The 21759-nt window shown below is 40.8% G+C and carries 23 protein-coding genes; 13 read left to right on the top strand and 10 right to left on the bottom strand.

Going from position 1 to position 21759, the window contains the following annotated elements:
- The first annotated feature begins 10 nt into the window (after positions 1–10).
- From SLH46_RS15645 to SLH46_RS15615, 7 genes are all read left to right on the top strand, one after another.
- Entirely contained in the window at positions 11–313 is a 303-nt protein-coding gene (locus SLH46_RS15645) for a hypothetical protein (RefSeq protein ID WP_320282146.1), read from the top strand.
- A 1-nt stretch (position 314) separates the two neighbouring features.
- Complete coding sequence (gene lpxB / locus SLH46_RS15640) at positions 315–1460, top strand: lipid-A-disaccharide synthase (RefSeq protein ID WP_320282145.1); 1146 nt, start codon at positions 315–317, stop codon at positions 1458–1460.
- Positions 1461–1468: 8 nt separating this feature from the next.
- The gene (gldG, locus tag SLH46_RS15635) at positions 1469–3877 is read left to right on the top strand and encodes a gliding motility-associated ABC transporter substrate-binding protein GldG (protein ID WP_320282144.1); all 2409 of its coding nucleotides are present in this window, start codon (positions 1469–1471) and stop codon (positions 3875–3877) included.
- Positions 3878–4000: 123 nt separating this feature from the next.
- Positions 4001–5128, top strand: coding sequence for a DNA polymerase III subunit beta (gene dnaN, locus SLH46_RS15630; protein ID WP_320282143.1), 1128 nt, complete (start codon positions 4001–4003; stop codon positions 5126–5128).
- A 74-nt stretch (positions 5129–5202) separates the two neighbouring features.
- Positions 5203–6009, top strand: a complete 807-nt coding sequence (locus SLH46_RS15625) for a 3'-5' exonuclease (RefSeq protein ID WP_320282142.1) — start codon at positions 5203–5205, stop codon at positions 6007–6009.
- Positions 6010–6101: 92 nt separating this feature from the next.
- The gene (locus SLH46_RS15620) at positions 6102–6716 is read left to right on the top strand and encodes a fumarylacetoacetate hydrolase family protein (protein ID WP_320282141.1); all 615 of its coding nucleotides are present in this window, start codon (positions 6102–6104) and stop codon (positions 6714–6716) included.
- Between the two features lie 37 nt (positions 6717–6753).
- Entirely contained in the window at positions 6754–7176 is a 423-nt protein-coding gene (locus tag SLH46_RS15615) for an acyl-CoA thioesterase (protein ID WP_320282140.1), read from the top strand.
- Here the strand turns inward: SLH46_RS15615 and SLH46_RS15610 are convergent.
- From SLH46_RS15610 to SLH46_RS15600, 3 genes are all read right to left on the bottom strand, one after another.
- The gene (locus SLH46_RS15610; RefSeq protein ID WP_320282139.1) at positions 7173–7793 is read right to left on the bottom strand and encodes a hypothetical protein; all 621 of its coding nucleotides are present in this window, start codon (positions 7791–7793) and stop codon (positions 7173–7175) included. The genes SLH46_RS15615 and SLH46_RS15610 overlap by 4 nt on opposite strands.
- Before the next feature lie 11 nt (positions 7794–7804).
- Positions 7805–8440 carry a YkgJ family cysteine cluster protein gene (locus SLH46_RS15605; RefSeq protein WP_320282138.1) on the bottom strand — a complete coding sequence of 212 codons (636 nt, stop codon included), beginning with the start codon at positions 8438–8440 and terminating at the stop codon, positions 7805–7807.
- 112 nt (positions 8441–8552) lie between these two features.
- On the bottom strand, positions 8553–9923 hold the full coding sequence (locus tag SLH46_RS15600; protein ID WP_320282137.1) for an alanine/glycine:cation symporter family protein: 1371 nt from the start codon (positions 9921–9923) through the stop codon (positions 8553–8555).
- A gap of 182 nt (positions 9924–10105) precedes the next feature.
- On the opposite strand from SLH46_RS15600, the gene SLH46_RS15595 reads away from it, so the two are divergent.
- Genes SLH46_RS15595 through SLH46_RS15580 form a run of 4 tightly spaced genes read left to right on the top strand, consistent with a single transcriptional unit; the run spans position 10106 to position 11757 of the window.
- Positions 10106–10588, top strand: a complete 483-nt coding sequence (locus tag SLH46_RS15595) for a hypothetical protein (RefSeq protein ID WP_320282136.1) — start codon at positions 10106–10108, stop codon at positions 10586–10588.
- Positions 10589–10590: 2 nt separating this feature from the next.
- Positions 10591–11079: a hypothetical protein gene (locus SLH46_RS15590; protein WP_320282135.1), complete on the top strand. Its 489-nt coding sequence runs from the start codon at positions 10591–10593 to the stop codon at positions 11077–11079.
- Positions 11080–11081: 2 nt separating this feature from the next.
- Entirely contained in the window at positions 11082–11567 is a 486-nt protein-coding gene (locus SLH46_RS15585) for a hypothetical protein (RefSeq protein ID WP_320282134.1), read from the top strand.
- A complete protein-coding gene (locus SLH46_RS15580; protein WP_320282133.1) occupies positions 11557–11757 on the top strand; it encodes a helix-turn-helix transcriptional regulator in 201 nt (66 codons plus the stop codon). The genes SLH46_RS15585 and SLH46_RS15580 overlap by 11 nt, the downstream gene beginning before the upstream one ends.
- 89 nt (positions 11758–11846) lie before the next feature.
- On the opposite strand, the gene SLH46_RS15575 is transcribed toward SLH46_RS15580, so the two are convergent.
- The 6 genes from SLH46_RS15575 to nuoE all read right to left on the bottom strand — a co-directional run bounded on the left by SLH46_RS15575 (position 11847) and on the right by nuoE (position 17987).
- A complete protein-coding gene (locus SLH46_RS15575) occupies positions 11847–12680 on the bottom strand; it encodes an endonuclease/exonuclease/phosphatase family protein (RefSeq protein WP_320282132.1) in 834 nt (277 codons plus the stop codon).
- A gap of 90 nt (positions 12681–12770) precedes the next feature.
- Positions 12771–13730, bottom strand: a complete 960-nt coding sequence (locus SLH46_RS15570) for an alpha/beta hydrolase (RefSeq protein WP_320282131.1) — start codon at positions 13728–13730, stop codon at positions 12771–12773.
- 235 nt (positions 13731–13965) lie between these two features.
- Complete coding sequence (locus SLH46_RS15565; protein WP_320282130.1) at positions 13966–14451, bottom strand: methylated-DNA--[protein]-cysteine S-methyltransferase; 486 nt, start codon at positions 14449–14451, stop codon at positions 13966–13968.
- A gap of 52 nt (positions 14452–14503) precedes the next feature.
- A complete protein-coding gene (locus SLH46_RS15560; RefSeq protein WP_320282129.1) occupies positions 14504–16294 on the bottom strand; it encodes an NADH-dependent [FeFe] hydrogenase, group A6 in 1791 nt (596 codons plus the stop codon).
- 21 nt (positions 16295–16315) lie between these two features.
- Positions 16316–17500: a complex I 51 kDa subunit family protein gene (locus SLH46_RS15555; RefSeq protein WP_320282128.1), complete on the bottom strand. Its 1185-nt coding sequence runs from the start codon at positions 17498–17500 to the stop codon at positions 16316–16318.
- Between the two features lie 10 nt (positions 17501–17510).
- Entirely contained in the window at positions 17511–17987 is a 477-nt protein-coding gene (gene nuoE, locus SLH46_RS15550; protein WP_320282127.1) for an NADH-quinone oxidoreductase subunit NuoE, read from the bottom strand.
- Positions 17988–18427: 440 nt separating this feature from the next.
- On the opposite strand from nuoE, the gene SLH46_RS15545 reads away from it, so the two are divergent.
- Positions 18428–18829: a carboxypeptidase-like regulatory domain-containing protein gene (locus SLH46_RS15545; RefSeq protein WP_320282126.1), complete on the top strand. Its 402-nt coding sequence runs from the start codon at positions 18428–18430 to the stop codon at positions 18827–18829.
- Positions 18830–18854: 25 nt separating this feature from the next.
- Here SLH46_RS15545 and SLH46_RS15540 read toward each other — a convergent pair whose 3' ends face one another.
- Positions 18855–20501 (bottom strand): alkaline phosphatase family protein, encoded by a 1647-nt coding sequence (locus SLH46_RS15540; protein ID WP_320282125.1) that lies wholly within the window; start codon positions 20499–20501, stop codon positions 18855–18857.
- A 217-nt stretch (positions 20502–20718) separates the two neighbouring features.
- On the opposite strand from SLH46_RS15540, the gene SLH46_RS15535 reads away from it, so the two are divergent.
- On the top strand, positions 20719–21702 hold the full coding sequence (locus tag SLH46_RS15535; RefSeq protein WP_320282124.1) for a hypothetical protein: 984 nt from the start codon (positions 20719–20721) through the stop codon (positions 21700–21702).
- The last annotated feature ends 57 nt before the right edge of the window (positions 21703–21759 follow it).

The following is a 21759-nucleotide window of genomic DNA, read 5'->3' as shown; positions in this document are numbered from 1 at the left end:
TCCGTCTTCTATGCCAAAAAGCAAAAAGAATAAATACGACAAAGTTGGTGTTGGTGTTTTAACTGGTCTGGTTTTACCCATTTTCATTTTTTTTATCGTGTACCTGGTTGGCGAAAACGATATGTCTTTCCCGAATTACATTTCAGGAATGTGGCGAATGCAAGCGCTTGTTAAAATTGGGAGTCTGTGTGTTTTTACCAACGTTGGCGCCTTTTGGATCTTTTTACGATTGAAATATGAAAAGGCGGCCCGCGGTGTGTTGGGAGCTACCATTCTTTACGCTTTTGTGGTGTTAATTTCAAAAGCTGTTTAATATGAAGTATTACATTATAGCCGGCGAAGCATCGGGCGATTTGCATGGTTCGAACCTGATGAAGGAACTGAAAGTTGCTGATAAAGATGCAGACTTTCGTTTTTTTGGCGGCGATAAAATGCAGGCTGTTGGCGGCGAGCTGGTAAAACATTACCGCGAAATGGCTTTTATGGGTTTCGTGAACGTAATACTGAATATCAAGACCATAAAACGAAACATGGAGTTCTGCAAAAAAGATTTGCTGAACTACAAACCCGATGTTCTCATTCTGATTGACTATCCCGGATTTAACCTGCGAATTTCCGAGTTTGCCAAACAAAACAACATAAAAGTTTATTATTACATTTCTCCAAAACTGTGGGCATGGAAAGAGTACCGCGTTAAAAAGGTGCGTGCTTTTGTCGACGAAATGTTTACCATTTTCCCGTTTGAAACAGCCTTTTACAAAAAGCACGGTATCGATGTAAATTATGTGGGAAATCCGCTGTTTGACTCGATTAAGGAATTTGAACAAAAAGCACAATCGGCTGAAGAATTTAAAGCAAAAAATAATTTAGATGAACGCCCGATAATTTCACTGCTGGCCGGTAGCCGGGTGCAGGAGATAAAAGGAACATTGCCGGTGATGAAAAAGGCCGTTGAAGGCCGTGATGATTACCAGGTTGTGCTGGCTGGTGTTTCGTCGGTAGACAAAGAGTTGTATAACGGAATTTTGCAGGGGAGCAACATAAAAGTGCTGTACGAATCCACTTACGATTTACTAAATAACGCACATACTGCTTTGGTGGCCTCCGGAACGGCAGCATTGGAAACCGCTTTGTTTCATGTTCCGCAAACGGTGCTTTACAAAGTTGAAGGTGGCGTTTTGGTTCATTACATTATGGCTGCCGTTTTAAAAATCGACTGGGTGTCTCTGCCTAATATTATTTTAGGAAAAATGGCGGTAAAAGAGCTGCTCCAAAAAGACATGACCGTTAAAAAAGTGACGGTCGAACTCGATCGTTTACTTGGCGACGAAAAGTATCGCGAAAGTATTCTGTCGGATTACGGGGAAATGCAAAAACTAATGGGCGAGCCGGGGTGCTCAAAACGGGCAGCCGAAAAAATGGTTGAATTGTTATCTTTGTGTTCTGAACATAAATCATAAGAATACAAGTGTATAGCTTATTCAAAAAAGAAATAAAAACTTTCCTTGGATCGCTGATCGGTTACCTGGCCATTTTGGTTTTTCTTTTGGTTACCGGTTTGTTCCTGTGGATTTTCCCGGGTAATTACAATATTCCTGATAATAATTATGCAACGTTGCAGGGGCTTTTTACCTTGGCACCGTGGTTGTACCTGTTTTTGGTGCCGGCAATAACTATGCGCATGTTTGCCGACGAAAAACGCAGCGGAACCATCGAAATACTACTAACACGACCGCTCGGTGATCTTCAGTTGGTACTGGCAAAATTTTTGGCCGGTTTAGTGCTTGTTGTTTTGTCGTTGTTGCCCACTTTACTTTATTTCTTGTCGGTTTATTTATTAGGAAATCCGGTTGGAAGTATAGATACCGGCGCCACATGGGGGTCGTTTATGGGGCTGTTTTTCCTGGCAACCATTTATGTCGCCATTGGTATTTTCGCCTCGTCGCTTACCGACAACCAGATCGTTTCTTTTATCTTCGGAATGTCGCTGTCGTTCATTTTTTACCTCGGTTTCGAGTTTGTGGCATCGTCAGAAGTTCCGTATTTGGCAGAGCAACTTTTTTCGTGGCTGAGTATCAACGATCATTACCTGTCCATTTCGCGTGGCGTGGTTGATATGCGCGATATCCTGTATTTTATTGGGATGGCCTTTTTGTTTTTGTACGGCACGACACTGATCTTGCGAAAAGGAAAACTTCGAAAAACAAAAGCAAAAGTTCGTGCGGTGGTTATTCCGGTTGTTGTTTTGCTGGTACTCGCCATTTCATCCAACTTTTTATATCGTATCGACCTGACTGCCGAAAAACGTTATTCGCTTTCGGACGTAAGTAAACAAATGGTAAGCGGACTTGAAGGCCCGGTGGAAGTGGAGTTGTACTTAAGTGGAGAGCTGGAAGCGGGATTACGAAAAATACAAAATGAGGTATTGGAGAAAATAGCCGTTCTTAATGCATACAGTTCGTCCCCAATTCGGGTACGCATTTTTAATCCGTACAGCATCGGGAATATCGAAAAACAGGAAGAGTTTATTACCGACATTGTAAATAGAGGAGTGCCACGGATTAATTTCGGGCACAAAACCGAGCAGGGAGTGAGTTCGCGATTTATATTTCCGGGGGCGATTATTCGTTATCAGAATAAAGAGCTGGCGGTTAATTTCCTGAAAAATAATCCATATACCAGTTACGAAAACAACTTTAACCATTCGGTTGAGACCATCGAGTTCGAGTTGGTAAATGCATTTCATAAACTGATACGAAAGAAAAAATCGGTGCTGGCATTTTTACAGGGGCACGATGAGGCGAATCAGTACGAAGTGGCCGATATTGCTCGTACACTTTCTTCCGATTTTGAAATTGATATGCTGGAAGCTGCCGATCTCGACGGTTCGGACGTTGATATTTTGGTGATCGCCAATCCGAAAAAAGAATTCCCGGAGACTTCAAAAATTGCCATCGACCAATACCTGATGAAAGGTGGTAAATTGATGTGGCTGGTTGATCCTGTTCAGGTTAGCCTTGATAGTTTGAGCAAAGGATTTCAAACCTATTCATTTCCAAACGATATGAATATTGGAGACCAGTTATTTCGCTACGGTGTTCGTTTAAATTACGAGTTGCTGCAGGATGTAAACTGTATTCAGATTCGTGTAAATACGGCGGCACCGGGTAATGCACCGCGCTATACCTTGCATCCGTGGTATTATTCGCCACTGCTTACTCCCAACGATAATCATCCGATCAGCAGGAATCTGAATTGGGTAAAAGCCGAATTTGTTTCGTCGCTCGATACAGTTTCTGCCAATTCCTCTATTCAAAAAGAGGTAATTTTGAGTACGTCGCCTTATGCACGCCGCATAAAAGCACCGTCGTCGGTGAGTCTTGGAAACATTAATAATCCGCCGGCGCGCGAGTTGTTTACGCAGTCGGATATTCCGGTTGGCGTTTTATTGGAAGGTGTGTTTACATCGAACTACAAAAACCGAATGGTGGAAAACTACGGCTATTCTTCGGCCGAAATAATTACAGAAAGTCAGCCCACACAAATGATCGTAATTGCCGATGGTGGCATGATCACCAACAAAGTCAACTACTCTACCAATCCACCTAAAATTCAGGAACTTGGTTTTGATGAAGTGTCGGGGCAGGTTTTCGGAAATAAGGAGTTTCTGGTGAATGCCATTTCGTACCTCAATGATAAACAGGGAATTATGGAGTTGCGCGGTCGATCGCTAAAACTACGTTTACTCGACAAAGTTAAATTGCGCGAAGAAGCGGCATTCTGGAAATGGCTCAATGTATTGCTGCCACTGCTTTTAATCACGGTTTTTGCACTGGTTTACAACCTTGTCCGCAAATACAAATACAACCGTTCATAAAATAGGGTAAAATCCCTTTTATCACGATAGGGATAATTCATGAAAGTTTGTATATTCGTATACTTAGATTGGTGTCAACCGAAGCACCGTTAAGTATGAAATCAAAAAAATAAATCGAAATAAATGAAGTTTGTAGTTTCAAGCACCGAATTACTGAGCCACCTTTCTGCAATTAGCAAGGTTATCAGCAGTAAAAGTACAATGCCAATTCTCGATAACTTCTTGTTTCAGTTAAGCGAAACAGAGTTAACCATAACAGCTTCCGATCTGGAGTCGACTTTAATTACCAGCCTCGAGTTGGATAATATTGAAGGAGAAGGAGCCGTTGCAGTTCCGGCCAAGTTGATCACCGATACGCTGAAAGAATTTCCGGAGCAACCGCTGACATTTCAGATTGATGGTGATTCGTACCTTGTTGAGATTTATTCCGACAATGGTAAATTCAGCATTATGGGACAAAATGCCGAGGATTTTCCGGAGCAGCCACAGTTGGATGAGGAAGGTGCTTCGTCGATCGATGTTAGCCATGTTGTACTTCAGAAAGGTATTGAAAAAACTTTGTTCGCTACAGCCGACGATGAGTTACGTCCGGTAATGAACGGTATTTACGTGGAGTTAACGCCTGATTTTATGAGCTTTGTAGCTTCGGATGCGCACAAACTGGTTCGCTACCGTCGTTTGGATGCAAAAGCTGAATTCGAGTCTTCGTTTATTTTGCCTAAAAAACCGGCTAGCTTGTTGAAAAACCTGTTGCCAAAAGAAGAGTTTGATGTAAAACTGGAATTCGACGATAAAAACGCCTTTTTTACTTTAAGCAACTACAAACTGATCTGTCGTTTGGTGGAAGGAAATTACCCAACTTACAACTCGGTAATTCCTACAAATAATCCAAACAAAATGATTATCGACCGCCTGAATTTCTTCAACACAGTAAAACGTGTTTCAGTATTCTCGAACCAGGCGAGCAACCTTGTAAAATTGAATATTTCCGACAACCAGGTAGTGGTGTCGGCACAAGACATCGACTTCTCAATTTCGGCAGTTGAACGTATCAATTGCGAATACGAGGGTGAAGAAATTGAAATTGGTTTCAAATCAACTTTCCTGCAGGAAATTCTTACCAATATTTCAACCGGCGATGTAAAGGTTGAAATGAGCGATCCAACACGTGCAGGCTTGTTACTTCCGGCCGAAAACGAGGAAGATGAAGACATGTTGATGTTGCTGATGCCAATGATGATTAACGTTTAAAATAGTAAAACGATAAACCGAAAAGGTATCCGGGAACACAGGTTTCAGGGTACCTTTTTTAATTCATACCCACCATGAAGTTACATTTAAAAAACGCTTTGGTTTTTTTAGATCTGGAAACCACCGGAATAAACATTGTTACGGATCGAATAGTGGAGATTGCTTTAATAAAAGTAAATGTTGACGGAACAGAGGAGGAAAAACTGATGCGCATAAATCCTGAGCAAGCGATTCCGATTGAGGCTTCTTTGATTCATGGAATTTACGATGAGGATGTAAAAGACGCACCGACTTTTAAAGAGGTGGCGAAAACGCTGGCCAAATTTCTGGAAGGTTGCGATCTGGCAGGTTTTAATTCCAACCGGTTTGATATTCCTTTGCTGGCCGAAGAGTTTTTGCGTGCCGAGGTGGATGTTGACTTTAAAAAGCGCAAATTTATTGATGTCCAGGCCATCTTTCACAAAATGGAAAAACGTACACTGTCAGCCGCATACAAATTCTATTGCAACGAAGAGTTGACCGATGCGCACAGCGCCATGGCCGATACAAAAGCCACGTACGAGGTGCTAAAAGCGCAGCTCGACAAATACAAGGGAACGGAGTATGAAGATGCAAAAGGGAAAAAATCGACACCCATTGAAAACGACGTAGATAAGTTGAGCGAGTTTTCGTCGTACGATCGAAATGTTGATTTTGTTGGTCGTATTGTTTACGACGAAAATGGCGTGGAAGTATTCAATTTTGGTAAAAACAAAGGTGTACCTGTTGAGCAGGTTTTGGAAGAACAACCCGGCTATTTTGGTTGGATTCTGAACAGTGAATTTCCGTTGTATACGAAAAAAGTTTTAACACAGTTGAAACTGAAAATGATGAGTAAGTAAAGCTTGTCATTTTGAAGGAGGGACGACTGAAAAATCTGTTACAGATTTCTCTCTTTGTTCGAAATGACAACGAAATTGAAAAGCTTTTAATCATGAAAATAATTTGCATAGGTAGAAATTATGTAGCTCATGCCAAAGAGCTGGGCAACGACGTACCTGAGGAGCCCATATTTTTTATGAAGCCCGACACCGCTTTGTTGCGAAACAACGATCCGTTTTATATCCCGGACTGGACCAAGGAGGTACACCACGAGATAGAGTTGGTGATAAAGATCAACCGCATTGGCAAAAACATTGAAAAACGTTTTGCACACCGTTATTACGATGAGGTTGGATTAGGTATCGATTTCACGGCTCGCGATGTACAGGCACAGCTGAAAGCAAAAGGCCTGCCCTGGGAAAAAGCAAAAGCTTTTGATAAATCAGCAGTGTTGAGCAGTACTTTTTTGTCGAAGTCCATTTTTCCGGATCCCGATGCCATTAACTTTCACCTCGATATAAACGGCGATACGGTTCAGGAATCTCACTCAGGAATGATGATCTTTGATTTTGATGAACTGATCGCAAATATCTCGAAATACGTTACCCTAAAAATTGGCGACCTGATTTACACCGGAACGCCTGCAAATGTTGGCCCTGTTGCCATTGGCGATCGTATGGAAGGTTACCTGGAAGGGAAAATATTGTTCGATTTTGAAGTAAAATAGAACTACTGAATCTGGCTTTAGCCTTTAAATCTACATAATGGAGAATTATCATTTTGAACTGGAGATGCAGGTTCGCGATTACGAATGCGACATTCAGGGAATTGTAAATAACGCTGTTTATCAAAACTACCTGGAACATACACGCCATAAATTTTTGAACCATGTTGGGCTAGACTTTGCACAATTACACGACGAAGGAATTGATGCAGTAGTTATAAAAGCCGAGTTGGAATACAAGTTCCCACTGCGTCCCGGCGACGATTTTCTGGTTCGTCTGAAGATTGGAAAACAAGGTCGTTTACGCATTGTCTTTTTGCAGGAAGTGATTCGTAAAGCCGATGAAAAGCTGATGGTAAAAGGTCGCATAACGTCGGTTCTTACACGAAATGGTAGGCCATTATCACCAGAAATCCTGGAAAGCAAATTTGAGGAAGCCGGGATAACTATTGAAGAAGTTTAATCACCACTTTTGAGTATCGTGCTCAAATGATCCGTTTTAGTATCGCTCCCAAATTTTGAAATATAATTTTGCAGTAGTTCCGTGGCTCTTTCGCAGTTTGTGTGCTCTTTTTGGCATTCGTAAACATAGCTTGCTGTCATACCAAAAAGTGCATCTTTGTTTGTGGGGATAACTTCTAAAACCCGATTAAACTGGTACCGGGCATTTTTATAATGACTTTTATTTAGCCAATCATAACCAGAGTCGAGCAAATAATTGATTTGTTCGATTGTGATTTCTGTTTTTTGTTTCTCCGCTTCCGAAACATAAGGGCGATAATTATTCTGGCTGTTGCTAAAGAAAAATTGAAAGATTCCAAATGTGATCAGAGGAATAATGATTACGATTGAAAGAATGGTAAGAATTAGTGTGCGCTTCTGGTCTTTTTCAATTTCTTTTCTGTATTTCGTTTTTAGTTGGGCTAGTTTTTCCGGTGAAACTTGCTTTGATACAAGTTTGTACTTGTTTTTAAAAATCCTTTTATCCGCTTTTTCCCAATCTTGGTAGGCATGATGTTTGGGACGCGCATTAGCACGTAACGATTGTATCATTGCAAGTACCGATCCCCCAAAGCCCATAGCTGAATTATTTAGATTAGTTTCTCCTCGATCCGAAATTCTTTTGCTTCAATACCATTGGTTTTAAGTGCCGATTTAAATCCTTCGTTCATCATTCGTCCCAAACGCATTGGCATATCTAAAAGGGCAGGGTAGGTATTTTTATCATCCGGTTGGTTATAAAAGTGAACACAGCTTTTTACATCCGACGAAAGATAAATGCGGCAAGCCATTGGGCGCGCTTCATACGCCGAGCAGGCATTATCTTTTAAAAGTGGGCAGGGATATTTGGCATTCATCAGTTCATCGCCTTTTAAGGTGCCTAGTTTTGTTTGTTTTTGTTTGGCCTTTTCCTGAACACCTGAAAACGTATCATCGTCAAATGATTTCTCCATAAACGCCAACAAATAATCCAGCTCGTAATCCAGTGCAAAAACCGGTTGATGGCAACACCAGCTGCATCCTTTTTTACAATCGATAACCTGATTTTGTTGCTGCGCATAAACAAACAACGAGTCGATCAGTCCATCGATGGCGGCATACATTTCTTGTAAAGATTGATGTAACGCTTCTTGCTCCAAATTTGCCTCAACTGCTTTCATGGCCAGTTGATATCCATCATGAAAAAAGGCCTTTTCAAGTTGTTCAAATTGCTGATTTGTGGTCATTTCAATATTTTGGTTTAAAGTATTGAATATATGAAAGAAAAGCAATAGGTGTCCGATTTGATGAGTTGTTTCATCAGGTTTTCCTCGAAATTTATTTGAGCACGGCTACTATTTATTTAGCCTTTTCAATTTTAAGACGGGCAAAATAATCTTTAGCTGCTCGCTTAACATGTGGCGAAAGCAGCATGGTTGTAATTACAGTTGGGAAAGCCATTAGTGCAAAAGCAATGTCGATAAGGCCAATGATTGTACGCAGATTTGCCACAGCTCCCAGTAAAATTACGGCAACAAAAAGGTAGTTGTAAATGTGCTGATATTTGGTTCCGGCAACAAAACCCAGGCATTTTACCCCGTAATACGGAAAGGCAAACATAGTTGACATGGAAAAGAAAATTACACAGATAGCCAGAATGTATTTTCCGTAAACCGGGATGCTGGAATCAAAAGCCTGCGCGGTAAGTGTAATTCCATCGGCGCTACTTACTTGCCAGGTGTTTGTAATAATAATGGCCAGTGCAGTCATCGTACAAACAATAATGGTATCGATAATCGGGCCCAGCATAGCTACCAGTCCTTCGCGAATTGGTTCGTTGGTTTTGGCTGCTCCGTGCGCCATTGGCGCTGTTCCCAGTCCTGCTTCGTTCGAGAAAGCTGCCCTACGAACACCGGTAATTATAATCGCACCCAGCGATCCTCCCAATACGGCATTTCCGGTAAATGCATCTTCGAAAATGGTTTTAAATGCAGGAACAATTTCTGAAGAATTGGAAAAAATAATGTATAAAACGGTAACCGTATAAACAACCACCATGGTTGGAACCAGGCTGCCGGTAACTTTCCCAATTCGTTTAATTCCACCGATAACAACCAGTCCAACAAGAATGGAAATAACCACACCGGTTAAAATATTGGTGGTGAATGAACCTTCAATTCCGTTCGGAACAAGAACCACATCGCGAACCATTTGGGTAAGTTGGTTCGCCTGAAAAAGTGGTGAAACACCGATCATGGCCATTATGGCAAAAAACACGGCAATGGGTTTCCACTGTTTTCCAAGTCCTTCGGTGATGTAGTACATCGGGCCTCCCTGGATTTCGCCGGCATCGTCTTTTCCGCGGAACATTACGGCCAGCGAACAGGTAAAGAATTTGGTGCTAACGCCAAGTAGTGCCGACACCCACATCCAGAAAATGGCTCCCGGACCGCCCATGGTAATTGCAACGGCAACACCACTAACGTTTCCCATTCCTACAGTTCCGGCAAGAGCTGTGGATAGTGCCTGGTAGTGTCTTAATTGTCCTTCTTCGTTCGGATCGTCGTATTTTCCGGTTAAAATGGAAATGGCGTGACCGATGTAACGCAACGGTGCCAAACGCGAATACACTAAAAAGAAAAATCCGCCACCAAGTAGCAAAATTAAAATAGGAGCTCCCCAAATGCCATCGGAGATTTTTATAATGAGTTCACCAAGATTTTCAAACATTCCGCTAAGAAATGTAAAACTTATCAATTATCAAAAAGCAGAATGAAAGATAAAACTCATGTTTTATGATAAAATGATTGAAATGGTGTCAAAGATAAAGATGTTGTAAAAATGTAAAGAATACTTGACTTTTTATAAAATGTAAAGTAAATTTGTCATATTGAACAGTAAAGTTTACACTTATGGTCATTTATAGTATTCTTCTTTTTGGTATATACATAGGTCTTCTTGCCTATATAATTCCATCTTCTGCTCTAAGTTTTGATTTATACGAGCGGAAATTCAGACTATTGCCAAATTGGTTCAAACTGATCGCGATAATTCTTACAGTTGTTGCATTAATAACAATTTTCATTCTTAAGGATTCAATAGAGAACAAAAAGGAAACAATATTCTCTGTTTTAAATTTTGTCTTATTTATAACCTTCTTTTCCAAGCAGAAAGCTGAAGATGAGTTTTCAGAACAGATTCGCTTAAAGGCATTTACTTATTCATTTGTAAGTTTTGTAGCCATGTTTTGTGCATTGGGCGCAGCACGTGTTGCTGATTCGGACAGTGGAGACTGGAGCAATTTTATTGTGCAGGTATTTATGTTTGGTGGATTATTGATTGCAACGCTGTACTTTTATTTTACCCTTTATAAACTACGAAAAGAAAACAACTAACCATGAACACCATAATAGGAACAATAGTAATCATCAGCTATTTTATAGTTCTACTTCGTTTTTTCCCATTTGGAAGGAGAACACTTGATGTTTTTAATCTAAGTCCTCACTTGCTGCCCTTCTGGTGTAAGTTTGTTGGAATGGGGTGGCTTCTTTTTGTTTTCTGTTATTCCATTATTCAAGGAGATACAAATCCTTCCACAAATCCTTTTTTATTGTCGGGAATCTATTTTGGTTTGCTCCAAATTGCTTTTTCAAAGGAAAAGAACGATGACGAATTTGCCGAGCAGATAAGAATGAAAGCCATGTACATTTCTATGATCTCGTTCTTTTTTCTTGCCGGTATTTATTCTGGATACGAAATTATTGAACCGAATTCCTTTTCAGAAAACTCGTTTGTTTGGTTTATGATGTTATTAAACGCAACCTTTATCGTGTATCTCAGCTATTTTTATTTTACGAAATACCGATCACTTAAAAATCAGAATTAGTTATGGAAACAAAGATAGTTCAATCACTATTGTTAGTACTTGTCGTTCTATCTATTGGACTTGTGTCCTGGCTCTTTAGAGAGAAGAATGAAGAAGCTGTTTTTAAGAAGTTAAAGTTATTTCCTCGCTGGTTTAAATTTCTGGGATTGGTGATTGTTATTTGTGCAGTTTCTTTGCCATGGATTTTTCAGAGTTTGTTAGTTGATGGTGGCAACCATCTGGGGAGTATTTATATTATTTTGGGCTTGTTTCTTATCTGTTTTTCCCGAGACAAGATTGAAGATGAAATGTCGAACACTATACGATTAAAATCATTCTATCGCAGTTTTGGGGCAGGAGTTGTAGGATTCTTTTTTCTAACTTATATTGAAAATATTGTTTCTGACGATTTTAATCAACTTCATGCAGATACTTTATTGGCTGTTATTTTGGGATTTTACCTAGTGAGTTATTACGTTACAAAATCAAAAATACGAAGTGCAGAATAGGCTAAAAATAGAACGTGCCATTAAAAACCTCACACAAGACGAACTGGCAAAACTGATTGGTGTTTCGCGCCAGACCATTAATTCGATCGAAAAGGGGAGGTATGTGCCATCAACTATTTTGGCCCTTAAAATCTCGAAAATATTTGAAAAGTCGGTGAATGAAATCTTTGAGTTGGAAGATTCGGATTAGGAAAATTTCTCGCAGATTTCGCGGATTGCGCTGAATATTTTCAGAATCTTATCTGCGAATATCTGCGAAATCTGCGAGAATTATTCCTCTTATCTCAATTGTATTTGCACAAAAACCGGTAAATGATCGGATGGCGATCGGTTCTCGTAAGTATCGCTGATTACAGCGTATTCCAACACCTTAATTTTATCGTTCACAAAAATGTAATCAATGCGGTTATCGCCTTCGCTGCCCGGTTTAAAACCGTTGTAAGTTCCAATCGGTCCGTACGGTGCTTCTTCGGTAACTTCGCGGCTGTCGCTCATGTAGCCTTTAATTAGGGCTATTGGTGCTGAATCGGGTCTCAGGTTAAAATCACCTGTAAGAATTACCGGCAAGCCTGATCCTGCAGTAAACTCTTCCATTTTCTCATGAATCAATTTTGCCGAGTTTTTACGGGCTTCCACTCCAACATGGTCGAAGTGCGTATTAAAAACGAAGAATTTTTTCCCGGTCACTTTCGATTTAAATTTTCCCCAGGTAACAATCCTGTTGCACGCAGCATCCCAACCCAGTCCCGGTTCATCGCAGTTTTCGGATAACCAGAAATGTCCCTTGTCTTCCAAAATCAGTTTTTTCGGATTGTAGAAGATCGGCATAAATTCGCCGGCTTTATCACCATTGTCGCGGCCAACGCCAAACCATTTGTATTCGGGCAACCCTTTTTCAATGTCAAGTAGCTGATCATACAAGGCTTCCTGTAAACCAAAAACATCGGGATCGTAAAAATGCAACAAGCCATTTACCAAAGCAATACGGTTTGGCCAGGCATTTAAACCGTCGCTTGCCGTATTTAATCGGATATTAAACGTCATTACATTCATTTGCTGCGCAAATAATATTGTTGGGAAGAATAAAAGCAAGCTTAAAATTAATCGTTTCATCTTATTAAAATTGTTTTTTTTCTGCGGAATAAGATGGAACTCGCATGAAGAGAATAATCCGTTTTTAAGGAAATTAGACTCATGCTCGTTTCATTCTGAACAGAAATTATAAGTGGTGTATTTATCGGTATTTTGTTTTCCTTCTATGATCGTTTGTCTTTGGTCACCATTTTTTTCAATGGCAAACTGGTCGCAGAATTCAATAATCACATCGAAGTAATCAGTAATGGGAGTGATATTTACTTCGTGCGCGCCACCGCAAGTGGTATGCAACCAATACGGAACTTCCAATTCTTCCAGTTTCTCAGCAATGGTGTACGATCCGTGTAAAATCCAATAACCTTTGGAATCTTCGCTGCAATAATGATGCGGAGCAGTTCCATAAGGAACCAGGTTGTCGTCGGTGCCGTGGAATAAAAGCGAAGGAATGGCCGATTCATCGTATAAAGCTGTGGTGTCGGGAATTGCTCCGGCCATACCAATAACACCTGCAAAAGATACAGGGCCCGAATCCAATCCATAACAATATGGCGGTTGATAGGCGGTAAACAAAACCGTTTCGGCACCGGCACTACTTCCTGATAATATAATTTGCTGTGGGTTTATTGCATACTGGTGGCGATTTTCGATCAAAAAGAATGCAGCATCCTGAAGGTCTTCGCTGGCAGCATAAATGGTGTTCATTTTTTCAGTTGCAGGGCAATCGCAGCCAAAACCTTCCGGTTTCCCTTTTCGTGTTAAACGGTACGAAATGGAAGCCACCACATAACCGTAGTTTGCAAGGCGCGTACAAAATGTTTTAATATTTTCGCCATCTCTTTCTCCGCCACTAAAACCACCGCCGTGCACATAAATAATCGTGGCTCGTTCCTGCTCGTAATCGTTTTGCGGAAGGTAAATATCCATGTCAAGATTTTCACCATCTTTTGTAGCATAAGTTACTGTTTCAACGCGGATTTCATCAAACAAGTCAGTCGTGTATCTTTCCTGGGCAAAAGAAAAACTTAGCAGGAAAATCGACAGAACAACAAGGCTTAACTTTTTATGCATAAATTTTTTGAGGTGAATATAAGGATATATCAGACTTCATGCAAAAGAAAATGGAACCCAAAATTGAGTTCCATTTCTTAAGGTTTACCATAACAGGTGCCTTATTTTTTATCTTCCTGATTTCGTAAGTTAATTTGCAAATGATATACCACAAATTGTAAAGCGCAAGTATTCAGTAATGTAATGTTTTTGCAATGTTGGTTTTGTGCTCCAATATGGGACAGTGTTCCTGATTCTAGAACAATTTGCCGGAAGTAGGAGCATTTGAAAGTTCGTGTGTGAGCAACCAGCGTTTTCGCTCTAATCCGCCTGCATAACCGGTAAGTTTTCCTGAGCTGCCAATTATACGGTGGCACGGAATGATAATGGGAATAGGGTTTTTACCATTTGCTAAGCCTACGGCACGTGTGTTTTTATCCGATCCCGATTGTTTTGCAATATCGAGGTAACTGGCAGTTACTCCAAATTCAACCTGTTGTACCAGCTGCCATATTTTTTGCTGAAATTCGGTTCCTTCAGGTGTAAGTTGCAGGTTGAACGCTTTTCGTTTGCCTGCAAAATATTCCTTTAGTTGAGCCTCAACTTCATCCAATATTTTTGGCTGAATAGTTGAGTTATTGGCTTCTTTATCAACAAAACATATAGCAGTTAAAGTCGTTTCTGTCGACTGAATTTCGAGCCAGCCAATGGGCGAATTTATATATCTGGTAAACTTTTCCATAAAAAAATCCGGTACCAAATATACCGGATTTTAAAGTAAGTCAGGTTAGTTATTAATACCTTTCTCTTCGGGTGTATTTTGTATGCAACAAATGGTGCGATACTTCACCAAGCGGTTCTTTAAGAAAGTCCTTGTATAACTTTTTAATTTCAGGATTATCATGCGACTTTCGAAGTGGCAGTCCTTCGTCTTCAGCATAAATTGCCTCAGCACGTTTCTGCCTGATTTCCGGATTGGTAGGAATCGGTTGTCCGCCACCACCAAGACAGCCACCTGGGCAGGCCATAAATTCAATAAAATGGTAATCGGCAGTACCGGTTCTAACTGCTTCCATAACAGCTTTGGCATTAATCAAGCCGTGGGCAATGGCACATTTTAGCTCAACGCCATCGAGGAATGCCCATTCTTTCACCGGATTTTCAATTTTAATAGTTGCTTCGCGAATACCGTCAATTCCCCTTACCGGCGTAATATTCAGGTTTTCGAACGGAACTTCGCGGCCAGTTACAATTTCGTAAGCGGTACGTAATGCTGCTTCCATAACACCGCCGGTAGCTCCAAAAATTACTGCCGCACCCGATGATTCTCCCATTAAACGGTCGTATTTTGCCGGCTCCAGTTTATTGAAGTCCAAACCTGCCTGTTTAATAAGGATAGCCAGTTCGCGCGTGGTTAAAACATAGTCAACATCGCGGTAACCGCTGTCGTGCATTTCAGGGCGGAATGCTTCGTATTTTTTTGCTGTACATGGCATTATCGATACCGAAACAATGTCTTCGGGTTTAATATTTCGCGCATTGGCGTAGTACGTTTTTACCAGGGCACCAAACATTTGTTGCGGCGATTTACAGGTCGACAGGTTTTGCAAATGCTCGGGGAACATGTGTTCGATGTATTTGATCCATCCCGGCGAGCACGATGTTGCCATTGGTAATTTTACCGTCTCATCTTTGTCGACCAGTGCTTTTTTCAGGCGGGTAAGTAACTCTGTTCCTTCTTCAATAATGGTAAGGTCGGCAGTAAAATCGGTGTCAAGAACCGAGTCGAATCCCAAACGTTTTAAAGCGGCAACCATTTTTCCGGTAACACTTTTACCCGGTTTTAATCCAAGTTCTTCGCCTAATCCAACACGTACAGCAGGTGCCGTTTGCACCACAACGTGTTTATTCGGATTGGCAATGGCTTCCCAGACTTCTTCAATGTAGTTTTTCTCCACCAAAGCTCCCGTTGGGCAGTGGTTAACACATTGTCCGCAATTGGTACAAACCACATCGCGCATGGCTTTTTCGAAGAAGGTTGTAATCTTCATTTTATCGCCTTTGTGCGCAACGGTTAGTGCATTAACACCTTGCAAACCCGCACAGGTTCGTACACATCGCTGACAGCGAATACATTTGCTGTCGTCTTTCATAATCGACGGCGAGTACGCATCGATAGAATATTGTTTTAGTGGAACCAATTCCAGAAAATCCTGGGTCATAATTTTATACTCCGAAGCCAGCGTTTGCAGCTCGCAGTTTCCGTTGCGGTAACATTTGGTGCAATCGGCGTTATGTTCGGCCAACAACAGTTCGATAATTTGTTTTCGCGAATTACGAACTTTTAAACTGTTGGTAAGGATTTCCATACCTTCTTCGCAAGGTGTTGCGCAGGCGGCCGACAAACGGTTTTGTCCGACTACCTCAACCACACAAACGCGACAGTTTCCGGCAACACACAAATCTTTATGATGGCAAAGTGTTGGGATGGTTATTCCTTGTTCTTCTGCAGCTTCGAGAATGGTTTTTCCTGGTGCTAATTCAACCGGAAAACCGTTTATAGTTATACTTATTTTTTTGCTCATAACATTTCTTTTTCCGGTTTATTAATAGATCATCTCTTCTCTGAAGTTCTCTACAATCGACGAGAACGAATTGGCCACCGATTGCCCAAGACCGCACTTGGCTGTGTACTGCATCGTTTCGGTAAGACGCAATAATTTGTCGAGATAGGAAGCCGGTTTATCACCACGTTTTACAGCTTTAATACCCAAAAGCAGCTGTTGGCATCCTACGCGGCACGGTGTACACTGGCCGCACGATTCTTCGCGGAAAAATTCGAGGTAATTATCGAGTACGTTAAACATCGAGCGCGAACTATTAAAAAGCATCATCGATCCGCCCGTAGGCAGCGAAATACCGGTTAGTTTTCCTTTAAAACCAATGGCAGCATCTTTGAATTTTTTACGCGGTACAAGAAAACCGGAAGCTCCGCCAACTTGCACAGCTTTGGTATCGCCATCGCCAAATTCGTAAACAAAATCCTGAAGGCTCATTCCCAGCTCTAGTTCATAAATACCGGGTTTTGGCGTATCGCCGGAAACCGAGAAGAGTTTTGTTCCGCGTGAGTATTGAACACCCAAATCGTAGAATTTTTTTGCGCCGTATTTAAAAATGGTGAAGGTATGAACGAGTGTCTCCACATTGTTTATCACTGTTGGTTTTCCCATAAAACCGGACTGAGTTGGAAATGGTGGTTTATTACGCGGCTCGCCACGTTTACCTTCCATCGATTCCATTAAAGCGGTTTCTTCCCCACAAATGTAGGCGCCGCTTCCCATAAAAATGGAGATGGTGAAATCGAGATTGGTTTCTTTGCAGTAGTATTCAAATTCGTCGATGGCCTTGTTTAATTCGGGCAACAGAAATTTATACTCGCCACGCAGATAGATAAAACCTTTGTTGGCTCCGGTAATATAACCGCAAATAGCCATGGCGGTTAATACTTTGTATGGTACGCGCGATAAAATTTCGCGGTCTTTAAAGGTTCCGGGTTCGCCTTCATCGGCGTTACAGATTACGTATTTCTGTTTTTCGTCTGACTCTGCCGTAAGTTTCCATTTTAGCCCGGTTGGGAATCCGGCTCCTCCACGGCCTTTTAGTTCAGAACTGATCAGCTCGTTTATCAGATCCTGTGGTTTCTTTTTTAGGGTTGATGAGAGAATTTTTTCCCAGTCGTTTTCATTTCTGAAAATGAAATCTACACGTTTTAATTGATTAGAAGTTGCCATACTTGCTGGTTTAATGATTAACGTTTTCTTTCATATAACTCGACAGTATTTCACGCACCTTTTCAGGCGTTAGCTCGGTGTAAATGTCGTCGTTTATAAGCATAGCCGGTGCCTTGTGGCACCATCCCAGACAGTTGGTCTCTAAAAGTGTAAATTGTTTGTCGGGAGTGGTGTCTCCCAACTTAATTTTTAGCATGTCCTGAATGGCAAATAAAACCTGGTTTTTTCCTTTCATAGCACAGGTAATTGTTTTGCACACCCGAATAATAAATTTTCCTGTTGGTTTGGTTTCAAGAAATGAGTAAAATGTAGCTGTTCCGTAAACATCGGCTGCAGGAATATCAATTTCGCGGGCAATTTCTATCATCGAGCGTTCAGACAGGTATTTTTCGCGCTCAATAACTCCTTGCATAATCGGTAAAACGCTTTCTCTGCGTCGTCCATGTTCATCGGCGAGGTCTTTAATTAAGGATTGGATTGGATCCATAAGACAAGTTTTTGAGTATAAAATGGTTTATAGTTGTTATTGTTAAATAGGTCGCCAATTAAGGCCGGGTCGTCATTGCGTATTGATTTAAATAAAGATATATTTCTTTATTTCATTCTAAACAAATGTAAGCAGTTGTTGTAAATAATAATAGTGTATTTGCTTCATAACATGATGTTATTCAGCAGGAAACAAGAGAATAATTTAATCTCGTTTAAAATAGTAGTGAGCGACTAACTTTTATCATGTTTTGCATGTGCTTTATAAAAGGTTTTTTGTAGGTCTTGAACAATGTAGTCTAAATAAGAATTGGAATTAGGAGGGGAAATGCAGATTTTTTAACAATTTATTTGATAAAATTTAAAATACAAAGCAACCTTTTTCTGCCCTAAATTGTCTATTTTTATATAGCCATAACAATTAGAAACAATTTACAGAAAATGAAAACAGTTTTAATCACCCATTTCGCGTTACTTTTATTCCTTATACCGGGTATGAGTTGGGCTCAGGTAGTCGCCATTTCCGGTTATGTTAATGATGGATCCAGCGGAAAAGCCCTTGAGAATGTAAGTGTATTTGAAAAGAATTCAGGAATTGGAACAATTACCAATCAGAATGGATTTTACAAACTAATATTGCAGGAAGGGGAGGTGGATCTGGCCATTTCAAACGGTGGATTCAAATCCGTACAGCATCATGTTAAGGCAATCGCCGATACAACACTTGTCGTTAGTCTTCAGCCGGTAATTAATGGTAAAGACAAGCAGAAAAAGGATGATCAGGTACGTGCAGAACTTAAAGTTGAAAAGAAGAATGTACGAAAGGGATTTCTATTCTTCTAGTTGGTGTTAGTTGAGCGCCTGCAAATTATTTTTCCAGTATTTCTTTTATAATTTTTCCCTGACATTTATCGGGTAGCGGCACAGCAATCAGTTCTGCCAGAGTTGGTACCAGATCGACGGCATTGTGCGTAGTGCTAATCTTTTGGGCCTTTATACCATTTCCCCAAATTACTATCGGAATACGTGATTGATCAGTGTAATTGGCACGTTTGAATTTATAACCCGGTTGCCAGCCTTCTTTTAGGGTGTAAATAAAATCGCCCGAGCGGTTTTTGTGATAGGTATTGTACAGCGGCTCAAACAAACCGTTTGCCGAACTTCCCTGCTCCAGTTGAAAAGCCGGCATCGATACCTGCACGCCTGTAAACTGGTTAATAAAATTCGAACACACCTCACGTAATTCATTAAGCGTTACATTGTCGTTTTTGCTGATGATGTCGTGATCCAGGTACAGTTGAAGATCAGAATAGTGCTCTATCCATTTTTCTTCACCGTAAGTGATATTCAGATAAGAGGTGAGTAGTGCGATGGCACTTTCAATATTAAAATAGTCAACCGTAAGATGAAATTCTTCTTTCAGGTACTCAACCGGGTACGATGCAGACGTATTCGCTGTGAGGAAAAACAAAACATTTTCTTTTCCGAATTTCTTTTCAGCAGCGTCAATTAATTCGCCAATGTACTGGTCGAGGTACAAATAAGTGTCCATCATTTCGAGCGAGGCAGGACCGAATGAACCGTTCTCATAATCCATGCTTGAAAATACAGCAGTAACAAAATCGGTAACGTCGTCGGTTCCAATTTCTTCATTTTCCAACATTCGTAAGGTAAAGTCCTTAATCATCATATTGGCCGATGGCGTGGTTTTAAATGGCCTGAAATCGTTGGTGCGTTTAATGTATTTACTAATAGCGTGCGGGAAAGTATTAAACTCGCCAAAATAGCCACGTTCAAGCAGGTAGTCGTCGCGCAGGCATTCGGTGTAACTCGTTTCCGGAAGTAGCGTTGTCCAGGTGCGGTGACTATAAATATCGGCGTAATTTTCGCTGTTAAAAATACGTACCCAATCGGGGAAAGTGCTTACATAAAACGAACTGGATATCATTCTGCCGGATTCTGTATCGAACCAGTAAGCTCCGTCGGCAGCGTGGCCTGCCGCAAACATCGCTGATTCGCGGTTTAAAGCCGCACTAAAAATTTTGGCTTTGCCTCCGCTTAATATTTTCAGGTTATCGGTAAGTGTGGTCGAAAGCAGATTTTGAGGAGATGCGGCACCTGCTTTGGTATCGGCGCCAACCGTAAAATAGTAATCGTCGTCAGTGCTGTCGATTTCTTTTTTCTTCAGGCGGTCGTACCATTTATTTGAAACAATTCCGTGAATAGACGGATGAACTCCGGTAAAAAGAGTTGCCGTTCCACTTGCATAATTTTGTTCGTGCAGGGTAAGTTTTACATTTTCGCAAACGGCACCCTCAGTGTATATCTTTTTAAATCCATTGGGCTGAAATTTGTCCCAATAACGCTGTATATAATCCGGACGCATATTTTCAATTACAATCCCGATCACCACTTTGGGTTTCGTATTATTTACCTGGTTACTGTTTTGTGCCTGAGTGTGGCTTCCAAAAAATAAAAGAATAATACCTAAAACTACAACTACACCTGCCTTCATATTCTAAACTGGTTTGAGCAGCCAAAAGTAAACATTTTGAGCACTTTCCACAAAGGATTTTTGTAAAGCATTGAAAAAAATAGTCGGTTCAAAATATTGTTTGTCAGAAGTTTGAGCGAATGGCTAAAATTAGTTCAGGAAAAATCTATCAAAAAGGTAGGGTAAGTTGATTCTTATGCGGATTACAGGTAGAATTAATCATATAAACTAGAGTGTCATGAAAAAAATTATTGGATTTTCAGTTCTTGCAGTTGCAATGTTCATGTTTTCGTGTAGTACAAAAAGCGACGAAAGTATTGATATTCCCGAAATGAGTGAAGAGCTGACTTTAAAGTCGGCCCAGATTGCAGTTGCCGAAGTGCAGGCCGAAGCCGCTAACACCGAGTGTAATTACGAAGTGGAATTTTATGCCAATGCCGAATCACTTCTTACGCGTTGGTGGAAAATGGGGAAGTTATTTAGCTGGAACAACAACCTGCGTTATTTCGAAAATAAATGCCCGGATGTTACCATTGAAGAGAATGTTGATGAATATGACAAAACAATAACACTAAATTACGGCGACAGCACAGCGCTTAATAATGGGAAAGTGTTGAGTGGCCAGATTGTCATTAATATTTTAGGACAACGAAACAGTCAGGAATATTCGCGATTGGTGACCTACACTGATTTTGGTGTCGATTCGATGCTGATCAACGGCACATCAGAAGTTGTAGTTGATAAGGTTGACAGCACCTTTCGAAAGTTTGAGTCGGACATGACTTTTGTGTATCCCGACGGAACAACGGTTACACGAAATGCTACCCGTGTTTGGCAATGGATTGCCGGACTGGAAACCAGTGAAATCCAGAGTGACGATGTATTTGTAATTACGGGAGAGGTTACCGGATTAATTGTATGGCCCGACGGAACGGAAGAAACATACAGCAAAGTTATTTCAACTCCTTTAAAAAGAATGGCCAGGTGCAGATACGTTGTTGAAGGAGAGGTTGAAATTTATGTTGCGGGAGAGTTGGTTTCGACGATGGATTACGGTTATAGTAACGGAGAAGATGAATGCGACCACTTTGCTTTGCTTACAACCGGTGCCGGCGAAGAAGTAATTAATCTGGTGCAAAGAGAATATAATGGTAAGGCAAAACAAAATCAGGATAAAAACAAAAAGCAGAATAATAATAAGAATCAAAACGGTAACGGATAACCGATAGTAACGAGGTAGTACCGGGAAGTATTTTTAATCTCCCGGTACGCTTTACCA

The sequence above is a fragment of the Draconibacterium sp. IB214405 genome (genome assembly GCF_033963885.1).
Taxonomy (GTDB): domain Bacteria; phylum Bacteroidota; class Bacteroidia; order Bacteroidales; family Prolixibacteraceae; genus Draconibacterium.
The sequence above is the reverse complement of the archived record's forward strand: the minus strand, read 5'-3'. Positions and strand labels throughout refer to the sequence as shown.